Raw genomic sequence first — 13,672 nt, 5'->3', positions numbered from 1 at the left:
AATGTCGCCATGCAGCGAAGCAAGTCGGTCACGAAACACGCATCCTCCTCCGCCATGGCGGGCAACCGGACCGGGCGCCCGGTACGCCTGAAACCGCTGGCGCTGGCCATCGCCGTGCTGCTGCAGGCGGGCGGCGCGCAGGCGCAGCAGCCGTTCAGCGGCGCCTGGTTTGCCGGCAAGGGCGCGCAGCAGGGCACGGCGGCCAGCACGGGACGCTTGCCGAATGGCCAGCCAGCCACCTCGCTGAACAATCCTTTGCTGCAGCAGCAGAAGGCGGAAGGCAAGCTGCAGCAATCACTGAATAACCTGTTGCTGGCCGCGCGCGGCATCGCCGCCGAGCAGGCGGTGCAGGCAGCCGCGCGCCAGGCGGCGCTGGCGGCGGGCGGCGCTCCCGATGGCCTGGTCAAGGGCGGCTTGCAGGTCGACAGCAACAGCCTGACGGCCGGCTGGCTCAATGCCCAGGGACCGGTGCAGACCCAGGCCGACGGCAAGACCGTCGTGAAGGTCGTGCAGACGGACGACAAGGCGATACTGAACTGGGAAAGTTTTAACGTCGGTAAGAACACCACCTTGCAATTCGACCAGAAATCGAACTGGTCCGTATTGAACCGGGTCAATGATCCGCTGGCGCGCCCCAGCCAGATCCAGGGCCAGATCAAGGCCGATGGCACGGTGATGATCGTCAACCGCAACGGCATCGTGTTTACGGGCAGCAGCCAGGTCGATACGCGCAATCTGGCGGCCGCCGCCATGGGCATGAGCGACAGCCAGTTCAAGAGCGGCCTGTACGGCAAGGCGCAGGGCACGGGCGCCGTGCCGACCTTTGCGAATGACTTGTTGCTGGACCAGAATACCTTCAAACATGGCAAGGCCGAGGCCGATGTCGTCGTCGCCGCCGGCGCGCGCATCGACACGCGCAAGCCGCAGACGGTGACGGAAGGCGGCGGCTATGTGCTGCTGGCCGGCCGCGGCGTCGACAACGCGGGCGCCATCACCACGCCGAACGGCCAGACCACGCTGGCCGCCGGCGACGCCATCGTCGTGCGCCCGGGCCAGGGCACGGACAAGAACCAGTATTCGAGCACGCGCGGCAATGAAGTCGGGATGCTGCGCGCGGCCGGCAGCGACGCCGGCGCCGTCGTCAACAGCGGCTTGATCCAGTCGGCCGGCGGCGACATCACGCTGAGCGGCAACACGCTGCGCCAGGACGGCGTGCTGCTGTCGAGCACCTCCGTCAACGGACGCGGCGCCATCCACCTGGCGGCGGCGGGCGACGACGCCAAGGTCACCATGGGCCGCGGCAGCGTCAGCGCCATTGTTATCGACGATAACGGCGCCACGGCGCTCGATGTGCAGCGCGACACCCTGCTGAAAGACACGGGCAAGGGAACGGACACGCCGCTGGACCGGCGCGACCAGTCGCTGGTGCGCATCGTTTCGGCCGGCAACGTGGAGTTCGAAGGCGATTCGCTGACCCTTGCCACGGGCGGCCAGGTGCTGGTCGACGCGGCCCGCCGCAGCCACGTGGCGCGCGATGCCGCCATCGACGTCTCCGGCGCCGTCGGCGTGAAGGTCGACATGAGCAGCAACAATGTGCTGATCAACGTGCAGGGCAACGAGCAGCGCGACGCGCCCGGCAGCCGCGACGCCAAATACCTGAACAACAGCGATGTGTGGGTCGACCGCCGCGACCTGGTGCTGGTGCCGGCCGGCACGAATGGCTATGCCACGGACCGCTGGTACACGGCCGGCGGCTTGCTGGAAGTGAGCGGCTACCTGAACACCAGCGGCCACGGCATCGGTGAATGGGCGGCCCAGGGCGGCACTGTCGGCTTTGGCGGCGGCGAAGTGGTGACGCAGGCCGGTTCGCGCATCAATATCGCCGGCGGCTCGCTGGACGTGCAGACGGGCATGGTCAAGCAGACGTGGCTGAAGGGCGCCGATGGCGCGATGTACAAGCTCAGCACGGCGCCGGGCGACAATCTGTACACGGGTCTGTACCGCGGCTATGAAAGCACGCATGCGCGCTGGGGCGCGAATACGACGGAAACCTATGCGAATGCCCTGATCGGCCCGCGCGAACGCCTGGAAAACGGCTATACGGTGGGCCGCGATGCGGGCCGCCTGATCGTTTCCACGGGCGCGGCCGTGCTGGAAGGCGATATCGACACGTCCGTGTTCCAGGGCGAGCGCCAGCAGCGCAAGCGCGATGACGGCGTGGATGGCTACAAGCAGGCGCAGACGGCGGCGGCGCGCGCCGGCCAACTGATCGTCGGCAAAATGACACCCGTCTTCGATACCAAGACGGGCCAGATGCGCGACAGCCCGCAAGCCGTGCTGGACAAGGTGCAAATCGGCAAGGTGGCCGGCATCGCCGATGGCCAGCTGCTGGACGCCGCCTTGCCGGCCGCGCGCAGCCAGACCTTGCAGCTCGACGCCGACTGGCTCAACGGGCTGGAATTGGGCGTGCTGAATATCTATGCCTACGACAAGCTCGACGTCAATGCCGACGTGCGCGTGGCCGATGGCGGCGACATCGCCCTGCACGCCACCGACGTGGCGCTGAAAGCGAACGTGAGCGCGCGCGGCGGCAGCATCGCCGCCGGCGACATCGTCTCGCGCTACCTGGCGAATGCGGGCGCGGTATGGGCCGATGGCAAGCTCGTGCCGGACAACCGTCCCACGGGCACGGCCGGCGTGCGCGTGGCGCCCGGCGTGCGCCTCGATGCGCGCGGCCTGTGGAGCAACCTGGAACTCGATCCCGGCGCCGGCGCCGGTTTGCCGTATATCAATGGCGGCAAGGTCAGCCTGAAAAGCTCGGGCGGCATCGACCTGACGGGCGGCAGCGTCATCGACGTCTCGTCCGGCGCGGCCCTGATGGGCAACGGCAGCCTGCAGGGCGGGCGCGGCGGCGACATCACCCTGGCGGTCGATCTGCCGACGGAGAAGGCGCCGACGGGCGCCATGCTCAAGCTCGATGGCGAATTGCGCGGCCATGGCGTGAAAGGCGGCGGACGCCTGGTGATCGACAGCGGCGCGGCCGTCAGCATCGGCGGCCAGCTGCTCGAAGGCGATGTGTTGCCAGGCGGCAGCAGTTCGCCGTTGGCCCTGCGCCTGGCCGATGAATTGCTGATCGCCAAGGGCGAGACGATTCCCCTGGCTTTCACCTTGACCACCAGCGTGATCAAGCCGGGCCAGGCCTTGAGCAAACCCGTGGTGGTGGATGTGTCGGTGCAAAAACCGCTGGTGCTGGGGGCCGACCTGCTGTTGCCGCCTGGCGCGCACGTCGTCATCAACAACGCGACGTATGTATGGGAGGGTTCCATCGTGCCAGCCGGCAGCGTGCTGACGGTCATCAATGGCCTGAATGCCGGCTTCGTGGTGTCGGCGGCGGCCTTTCCGCAGGGCTTGCCTATCGTACCGGTGACGACGAAGTACGCGGCGGGCAGCATCGCCACCGAAGAATTGCGCGCGCCGCCTGGTCTGGTGCTGCCGGCCGGCATGGTGCTGGGGCGCGACGCGGCCGTCAAGCCGCTGCTGGCGCTGGACGCGAGCCTGTTCCGGAGCGGTTTTGCCGACTACGCCATCACGGGCCGCGATGGCGTCGCGGTGGTCAAGGATGCGCATATCGACGTCACCATGCCCGTGCTGCATTTCAATCCCGCCACGGGCCATACGGTGGCGGGCGGCACCGATCCTGGCGCCGCGCTGGAACTGTGGACGCCGGAGCTGTACCAGGAAGATGCGCGCAAGGCCCGCCTGACGCAGCGCGCCGGCGCCAACCTGTCGCTGACGGCCGGCAGTCCGCACGTGAAGGGCGCCCTGGCGGTGGCCCAGGGCGCCGTCATCCAGGTCGATCCGGGCCGCCAGATCAGCCTGACGGGCAATGACCAGATCACCGTCGATGGGCGGCTCGACGCCTGGGGCGGCAAGATCGCCATCCTGCCAGGCACGTTTGGCACGGGCAATGATGTGGACTTGCCGAACGGCAAGGGACAAGCCACGTCGATCTGGATCGGCGACAAGGCCGTGCTCGATGTCGCTGGCCGCGCCACGGTCGCCACCGACATGCGCGGCGGCCGCTATGGCCGTGCGGACCAGGGCGGCAGCATCGAAATCGGCGCCCGCTACAAGGCTGACGCCGCCAGCGTCGACGCGGCCGATGCCTTTGTCGTCGTGCGTCCTGGCGCCCTGCTCGACGCCAGCGGCGCGCAAGCCGCGCTGGACTTGCCGAGCCAGGGCGCCGTCAACGTGGCTGGCAATGGCGGCTTGATTTCGCTCAGTTCGTACAACGGCATCTTTGCCGACGGCACCCTGCGCGCCGCGGCCGGTGGCGCCGGTGCGGCCGGCGGCACCCTGGCGCTGGCGCTGGACACGCCCAATTATGGCAAGGTCGACCGCTACAACTTGCAAGGCGGCAACGTGGACAACGCGGTGCGCGTGCCGCGCGAAATGCTGCTGGCGCAGGCGCAGGGCGAAAGTGCCTTGCCCGTCGACTTGCGCGCCGGCCAGCAGGATGCGGCGCTGCGCTATGGCAGCGCGCGCCTGGGCGCCGACCGCGTGCAGGCGGGCGGCTTCGACAACCTTGCCCTGCATGTGAATGGCATGCTCGGTTTTGACGGCGACGTCAACCTGTCGCTGGGCCAGAGCCTGCGCCTGAGCGCCACCTCGCTGGGGCTGGCGCAGCAGCCTTTGCCCGATGGCCAGGACAAGGCGGCCAGCCTTGCCAGCCAGGTGCGCCTGGCGGCACCGTACGTGCGCCTGGGCACGGCCGTGCGCGCGCAGAAGGACGATTACATCGTGCCCAATGCCGTGAAAGGCTCGAAAAACCTGGGCAGGGGACGGGGCATGCTGGGCGTGCCGCTGGTGGCCGAGGATTCCCTGCTGCAGATCGATGCGGGCATGCTCGATATCGCGGGCGAGGTCAACATGGGTACGCGCGGCACCATCGCGCAGAGCAGCGGCGCAGACCTGATGGTCGAACGCGATGCCTTCGAGCAGCTGACCCTCAACAGCCGCGGCGACATGCGCCTGTCGAACAGCGCCGCCCTGTACCAGCCGGGCAATGCCACCCTGGTGGCCGCGCAAATCTACCCGGCCACGGGCGACAGCGGCATGGTCACGGTGGGTCAGAAGAGCGCCATCGACGAATACGGCATTATCCGCGTCACGCTCGATCCGCTGCGCACGCTCGATATCGGGCGCAGCGCCGGCAGCGCCACGCCGAACCAGCCGTTCTCCGTGTTTGGCAGCCTGAGCCTGGTTGCCCCCACCATCAACCAGCATGGCGTGCTGCGCGCGCCGCTGGGCCAGATCAATCTGGGCGCCGAAGGCTATGAAGCCTACACGGGCCATGTCAACCTGTTGCCGGGCAGCCTGACGTCCGTCAGCGCGAAAGGCTTGACGATGCCGTACGGCGGCACGCTCGATGGCCTCAGCTACCTGTATGACGGCAACGACGTCGTGTTCAAGGGCGTGGGCAACGGTTCCGAGATCGCCTTGACGGGCGCCGCCGTCGACGTGCAGGCCGGCGCCGTGCTCGACCTGTCGGGCGGCGGCACCTTGACGGGCGCGGCCTTCCTGGCCGGACGCGGCGGCTCCACCGACGCGCGCCTCAATCCGCTGGTGCAGATGAAGCCGAACGGCGGCTTCACCCTGCCCGGCCTGAATACCAACCCCGTGTACGCTATCATTCCCGGCGTACAGCCGGACGTGGCGCCTTTGACGGCCGAGCAAGGCGCGGGCAAGCCCGCCGTGGGACGCCAGATCACCATCGGCGCGGGCGTGCCCGGCCTGGCGGCCGGCACCTACACCTTGCTGCCATCGACTTTTGCCCTGCTGCCCGGTGCATTCCGCGTGGAATTGAATGGCCTGGCCGGCGCCGTCGAGACAGGCGGCACGATCGCCATGCGCAATGGCTCGTTTGCCACCGCGGCGCAGACGGGCGTGGCGGGCACGGCGTTCCGCGACGTGGTGGCGCAGCAAGCCATCCTGACGCCGGCCGACGTGCTGCGCAGCTATTCGCAATACAATGAAACGGGCTATGCCGCCTTTGCCGTGGCGCAGGCCACGCGCGACGGCGTGCCGCGCGCCATGCTCGAACGCGACGCCAAGGGCGTGCGGCTGCAACTGATCGCTCCATCCCTGCACAGCGTCGAGAACAACCATACGCCATTGATGATGGATGGCAGCACCCTGTACGCGCCGGCCGAGGGCGGCTTCGGCGGCTCCCTGCTGCTGGGTACGGGCAACCATGCCTCGACCCGCTACGAAGTGCTGGCCGACGGCACGGCGCCGCTGGCCGATTTCAATGGCGTCTCCGTGCATGCGTCGCAGATCAATGCCTTCGGCGCCCAGCGCGTGGGCATCGGCGGCTTGCCGCGCGTGACCTACAGCGAATTTGGCACGGGCAGCAACCAGCGCGCCAATATCGCCGCCATCAACGAATCGGCGGGCGGCATCGTGCTGCGCGACGGCGCCGTGCTGAAGGCGGCCGAAGTGTTCCTGGTGACGGCGAGAAAAGACGACGGCATCATCCTCGAGCAGGGTTCCGGCATCAATACGCTGGGCCGCGGCAAGGCGGCCTGGGACTCGCGCGACGGCTATGTGTACCTGCCCATGGGCAGCGTGCTGGCCGTTTCGAACGGCTGGCTGGACATGCTGCCGGCCGCAGCGCCGTCGTCCGAATCGTATGGCCCCGGCATCATCGACATCGGCGCCTGCAAGAAGGCGGACGGCGCCTGTGGCGGCGGCACCTCGCTGTATTCCGAGGGCACCATCGCCGCCGTGACGGAGCGCGCGTTTACCCTGCGCGACAACGTGCGCTACGGCACGCGCAACCTGGTGCTGGCGATGGGGGCGATCAATGTCGGCAGCGAGGCGTCCCTGGCGGACGCCAGCGCCCGCGGCGCCCTGCCGGACGGCCTGGCGCTGAACCAGGGCGTGCTCGACCGCCTGCTGCGCGGCGACACCAGCACGGGCGCACCGGCGCTGGAAAGCCTGGGCTTGACAGCGCGCAACTCCTTCAACTTCTATGATTCGTCGCAGCTGTCGACCATCGATGCGGCCACGGGCAAGTCGTCGCTGTCGCGCCTGGTGCTCAATACGCCCGCCATCTACGGCTATGGCGGCGCGGACGCGCTGGCGCGCATCCACACGGACACCCTCGTGTGGCAGGGCGCGACGAACGCGCCCGGCGCCGTGGTTGCGAATGGCCCCGGCACGGGCAGCGGCCGCCTGCAGGTCGATGCCAAGCGCATCGAGTTCGGCTTCACGCCGGACAGCCGTCCCGACACCATCCACAAGCTGGACCGCCTGGTGCTGGGCTTCGGCCAGGTGGCGCTGAACGCCAGCGAACAGCTGACGGCCAACAACAAGGGCAGCCTGTCCGTCTACCAGTCGCAAAGCGCGTGGGATACGGCCACCAATGGCTACCGCTACAGCGGCGGCGATTTGCTGATCAACACGCCGCTGCTGACGGGCGCGGCCGGCTCCGTCAACCGCATCACGGTGGGCGGCGACCTGAAGGTGAGTGCACCGGCAGGCGCGGCCGCCGCCACGCCGACGAATGCGGCACTGGCCGGCGCCTTGGGCGCCGAAGTGGCGCTCAGCGGCAACAATGTCAGCGTGGATACGTCGGTGGTCTTGCCGAGCGGAAAATTGACCCTGTCGGCCGAGCGCGATGTGCTGCTGGGCGACAAGGCCAAGCTGGACCTGGCGGGGCGCAAGATCGATTTCTACGACACCAGCAAGTACAGCTGGGGCGGCGACGTGATCCTCGACAGCCGCGAAGGCGACGTGCGCCAGGCGGCCGCCTCCGTGATCGACGTGTCGGCCGTGAACAACCGCGCCGGCAAGCTGAGCGCGACAGCCACCGGTGACGCTGCCGGCAGCGTCGATTTGCGCGGCACCTTGCTGGGCGGCGCCAGCGGCAGCTATGACGCGGGCGGCACCCAGGTGCTGTACGCGGCCGGTGGTGCGGAGATCCGCGCCCAGCGGATCGGCGACTTCGCCGGCCTGAACCAACGTTTGAACACGGGCAAGGTATTCGGCAGCCGCAGCTTCCAGCTCAAGCAGGGTAATTTGGCCATCGGCGACGAGCTCAAGGCGCGCGAAGTGAGCGTCTCCGTCGACGGCGGCAGCCTGACGGTGAACGGCCGCATCGACGCCAGCGGGGAGCAGGTGGGCAGCATCCGCCTGGCCGGCCGCGACGGCGTCACCATCCAGTCCGGTGCCGTGCTCGACGCGCACGGCACGGTGCTGCGCACGGACAGCTATGGCCAGGTGATCGAGGCGCCGAACCGCGCCGTGATCGAACTGGCGTCGCCTGGCGGCCGCCTGACCCTGGAAAACGGCGCGCGCTTCGACCTGCGCAGCGGCGAGGCAGGCAAAGGCGGCGGCAACTACGGCAGCATCGACCTGAATGCGCGCCGCCTCGGTGGCGCCACGGGCGACGATATCGACATCGACGCGGCCGGCGCGCTGAACATCGCCGGCGCGCGCACCGTCAACGTCAACGCCTTCTGGCAATACAAGGATGCCCCGGCCGGCGCCGGCAAGGATGCGGACGGCCGCAGCTACCAGAGCATCAACCAGGCTTACCTGGACGGGAAGCACGGGGACAGCCAGGCCTTCATGGTCAATGCGCTGGCGAACGGCAACTTGATGAACAACAAATTGCGCGGCTTGCGCGGCGATGCGAACGCCTTCCACCTGCGTCCCGGCGTCGAGATCGTCAGCGCCACGCCGGGCGGCGACCTGCATATCGATGGCGACATCGACCTGTCCGGCCACCGCTACGACGGCGTCAATCCGCTGGCGCGCCTGAGCGGCGTGTACGGCTCGGGCGAGGCCGGTGCGCTGGTGCTGCGCGCCGGTGGCAAGCTCAGCGTCTTTGGCAGCATCACCGATGGTTTCGATACCAGCAAGCTGCCCGTCACGGTGGATAACAAGGGCTGGCAGCTGGTGAAGGGCCGGCTGCCGTGGGGCGGCGAGGTCGTCGTGCCGCAAGCGGGCCTGGTGACCCTGGCCGAGGACACGTATTTCAAATCGGGCACGAGCGTCAATTTTGCCGTGCCGATGAAAGCCATGGAGTTGCGTAGCGGCACCTTGCTGGCGGCGCGCGCCACCTTGACGGCGGAGTTGAACTTGCCTGCAGGCAGCGTTCTGGGCGGCGCCGTGCGCAATGCCGACGGCAGCGTGCTGTACGCGGCCGGCACCGTCTTGCCCAAGGCGCTGACCTTATCGAGCGGCATGCAGCTCGATGCCGGCCTGCGCCTGCCTGGCGCGGCCAAGGTGGCGGCCATGGTGTGGCCGGCGAATGTGGCCTTGCCCTTCCCGGAAGGCCAACCGCGCGACACGGGCGATAGCGTCAATGCCATCAATGGCGTGGTGCTGGCCTCCGCGCTGGCGCTGGACAAGGGCAGCGTGCTGCCAGCCGGCACGCTGGTCAAGCTGCCTGGCGACGCGACCATGGTGGCGCTGCGCAGCGAGGATGGCAGCGGCAGCCAGGGCCGTAACCTGGCGCTGGCGCCCATGCTGGCCCAGGGTTCGCAAGCGTGGTCGCTGCGCCTGGTGGGCGGCGCCGATACGGCCGCGGCCGATACGCGCGCGCTGCGGCCGCATGCGAAGGACGCCCATCTGATGCTGGCCGATACGCATTACGGCATGGGGGAAAAGACGTCGGTCAAGCCGGGTACGGGTTTGCCGGGCAAATATATCTTCAGTGAACAAGCCATCAGCGAGGGCATGCCGGAAGGCGAGGTTGATATCGAGACGTGGTTTGGCAGCGAAGAGTTCATGCTGGAGTACTATGCCCATTATGTGATCAAGGTGGCGGACGGCACGCCGCCCGAATATGTGACCAATGTGGAACCGGCGCGCCAGCCCCTGTTCAGTGTGCTGCGCACGGGCACGGGCGACCTCGACTTGCTGGCCGCGGGCGACTTCGACATGCGTTCGCTGTATGGCGTTTACACGGCGGGCACGCAGTCGGCCTCGCCGCTGGTCGATGGCAAGGATCTGTTCAACTTGCCGCGCGGCCTGAACGCCAAGGGCCAGCTGCTCGGCGCCCTGGGCGACAAGCTGACGCGCTTCGTCGATGGCGGCAGCGAGAGCCTGTACCGCGCCTGGTATCCCGAGCACGGCGGCAATCTGCTGCTGCGCGCCCAGGGCGACGTCAAGGGCGATACCCTGGGCACCTCCACGCAACGCCGCGAAGATGCCATCGGCTTCCTCAACGCGCAGCAGGACACCAGCGATATCGGCAGCTGGCTGTGGCGCCAGGGCAGCGGCAGCACGGGCGCGGGCGTGCCGACGGCGTGGTGGGTCAATTTCGGCACCTACGTCGCGCGCCCCGAAGGCGGCGACCTGTTTGCCGGCTTGCCGGTCGTGTCGGGCTTTACGGGCATCGGCACCCTGGGCGGCGGCAATGTGCTGCTGCAGGCGGGCGGCGACGCCGGCATGCTGACCTCGCGTGCCGACCCGGCCGGCGAATTCGCGCCGCGCAGCCAGGGCCTGAACGTGGCCGTGGGCAGCACGGGCAGGGTGACGCCGGACGGCAAGCTGCTGCTGACGGGCGGGGGCGACCTCGACATCCGCATCGGCGGCGGCCTCAATCCGGTCGCCGCGGTGCGCAGTTTCGACCGCAACGGAGACTTCGCGAATGTCGATACGCGCTTCGAGCGCCAGTATCCCACGCTCAACAGTACCTTCACCAACCTGCGTGGCGCGCTGCGCATGGAGGCGGGCGCCGTGGGCGGCGTCGAACTGCGTTTCGACCGCGCCGATCCGACGGAATCGCGGCCGTACGAAACCTACACGGCGGGCACGTCCATCGCCAGCGGCGGGCCTATCCTGGTGCCGGGCGACAGCGGCGTGCGCATCGATGCGCGCGGCGACCTGGTGCTGGGCGGCACGGCCGATGCGGGCCGCGTGAAGCAGCTGGGCAACGGTTCGCCGTTCAACTACCAGGGCGTGGCGCGCACCGGCGAAGGCTGGAGCTGGTTCTCGCTGTGGACGCCGGCCACGGCCATCGACCTGTTCAGCGCGGGCGGCAACTTGACGCCCACCTCGTCCTGGATCAATTCGACGATCGGCGACAACCACGCGCCGACGGACGGGCGCTTCGTCATGCCGTCCGTGCTGCGCGCCGTGGCCGCCAGCGGCAGCTTGTACTACGGCAATGCCAGCCTGGGCAGGCTGGGTGGTGATGGCGGCAAGGTGGACATGCCGCAAAACGGCGTGATCCTGGCGCCGTCGCCGGTGGCGCCGCAATTTGTCAGGACGGGCACGGGCCAGCTGGAAATGCTGGCCGCCGATTCCATCCATGCGGCCGGTTATCCGATCACGCCATCGGGCGCCGACCCGCGCATGCTGCCGAATCCGTTCAATCCGGGCTTCGTCGGCGCCCTGGATAAAGTCTGGTACGGCCTGCTGCCGCTGCATAACGTCAGCGCCGATGCGCTGGCGCCCGGTGCGCTGAAATGGTTCGGCTCGACCCCGAACGGTGCCAGCGATGCCGGGCAACAACTGTATCCGCTGTTCAGCATGACGCCGCCGACGGTGTCCGACTATGTGCCGGCAGGCCAGCTGCCCGCGCGTTTCTATGCCAGCAGCGGCGACATCGTCGGCCTGCGCACGGGCGGCATCGTGTATCGGGGCAACCTGAAGGGCGTCAGCGGCGCCCTGGGGCTGTGGTACGAGGGCGGCGGCGCCGTGGCCGTGCGCGCCGGACGCGATATCGTCAACTCGGGCACGCCGCTCGGCAGCGTCGAGGGCGTGCCGGACGGCGCGGCCGGATGGACCAGCCAGGGCTTTGTCGGCCGGCCGGACTATCCGGACAAGCCGGTCGTCACCGGCAGCTCGACGGCGCGCGGCAACCTGTTCGTGCACCGCCATGCCGATGACGTTTCCGTCGTCAGCGCCGGGCGCGATATCCGCTACAGCACCTTCTATGTGGCGGGACCGGGCCAGCTCAATGTGAGCGCCGGACGCGACCTGTACATGGCCGACAAGGGCGAGCTGCGCAGCCTCGGTTCCATCGTCAGCACCGGTCCCGGCGAGCGCGGCAATGGCGCCGGCATCAGCGTGGCCGCCGGCGTGGGCCGCAACGGCCCCGACTACGCGGCCTTCGCGGCGCGCTACCTGGACCCGGCCAAGCTGGCCGACCCGGGCCGTCCGCTGGCCGACCAGGCCGGCAGCGCCGTGTACGTCTACGGCGGCAAGCTGACCCTGGCCGACTGGCTGCGCGGCCAGTTCGGCTACAAAGGCGACGAGGCAGGCGCTGCCGCCTTCCTCGGCACGAAGCAGGCGGAACTGGAAAAGGCCGGCTCGCAAACGGGCGGCGTGCGGCGCGACCTGGCGCGCGAATACGCGCAGGTCAGCCAGCTGCACCTGGTGAACTGGCTGACGACGCGCTTTGGCGGCGACAGCGGCCTGGGTATCCGTTACGACCCGGCCACCGATGCGCGCAGCTTCTTTGCCGCCTTGCCGAAGGAACAGCAGCAGGTGTACCTGAGCAATGTCTACTTTGCCGAACTGAAGGCGGCCGGGCGCGAGTACAACGATCCGGACGGCGTGCGCCGCGGCAGCTACCTGCGCGGCCGCGAAGCCATCGCCACCCTCTTCCCGACGCAGGACAAGGCGGGCAAGAAGATCGAGTACAAGGGCGACCTGACGATGTTCAGCAGCGCTCTGTACACGGTCAACGACTACGCAGGCATCTATACCAAGCGGCCCGTCGCGGGCGTGCGCTACCTGAGTCCGCAGGAGTGGGCCGAGGCGGGGCGTCCGACCGTCAACGTGCCGCACGTGATCGTCAACGATGCCGGCATCCACACGGATTTCGGCGGCGATATCGGCATCGCGGTGCCGGGCGGGCGCGCGCTGATCGGCGTCGACGGCGGCTATGCGCCGGGCGAAGGCTCGGGCGTGCTGACGCAGGGGGCGGGCGAGATCCAGATGTATGCGAAAGACAGCATCCTGCTGGGCCAGAGCCGCATCTTCACCACATTCGGCGGCAACATCCTGGCCTGGTCGGCCACGGGCGACATCAATGCGGGCCGCGGCACCAAGTCCACCGTCGTCTACACGCCGCAGCGCCGCACCTACGACAGCATCGGCCTCGTCAGCCTGTCGCCGAGCACGCCGACGACGGGCGCCGGCATCGCCACCCTGAACCCGATCCCGGAGGTGCCGCCCGGCGACATCGACCTGATCGCCCCGCTGGGCACCATCGACGCGGGCGAGGCGGGCATCCGCGTCTCGGGCAACGTCAACCTGGCGGCCTTGCAGGTGGTCAACGCGGAAAACATTCAGGTGCAGGGCCAGTCCACGGGCATGCCCGTGATCGCCTCGGTGAACGTGGGGGCGCTCAGCAATGCCAGCGCGGCCGCCACGCAAGCCGTGACGGCGGCGCAGGACGTGCTGCAGCGCGAACGGGCGGCCACGCGCCAGGCGCAGCCGTCGCTGTTCACGGTGAAGGTGCTGGGCTTTGGCAACGAGCAGGCGGACGAAGCCGGTGTCGGCAAGCACACGGGCGGCGAACCGCAGGCGTCCAGCTACCAGCCGGCCGGCGTGGTGCAGGTGCTGGGGGCGGGGCCGTTGACGGCGCCGCAGCTGCAGGCGCTCACGCCGAACGAGCGGCGCGGTTTGCAGCCTTGAACGGAGTTTT

1 protein-coding gene is annotated in these 13,672 nt (G+C 68.8%); it reads left to right on the top strand.

Features of this window, described 5'->3' with window-relative positions; translation table 11 throughout:
• The first annotated feature begins 9 nt into the window (after positions 1-9).
• Entirely contained in the window at positions 10-13,662 is a 13,653-nt protein-coding gene (locus OX460_RS27615; protein WP_289900559.1) for a filamentous haemagglutinin family protein, read from the top strand.
• Positions 13,663-13,672 lie beyond the last annotated feature (10 nt).

This window comes from Janthinobacterium sp. SUN033, assembly GCF_030397595.1.
Lineage (GTDB): Bacteria > Pseudomonadota > Gammaproteobacteria > Burkholderiales > Burkholderiaceae_D > Janthinobacterium > Janthinobacterium kumbetense.
Note: the sequence above shows the minus strand (reverse complement) of the source record. Positions and strands in the feature narration are given on the sequence as shown.

Coding starts and splice junctions, on each gene's coding strand:
- OX460_RS27615 (WP_289900559.1), top strand. CDS start 10: ATGCAGCGAAGCAAGTCGGTCACGAAACACGCATCCTCCTCCGCCATG.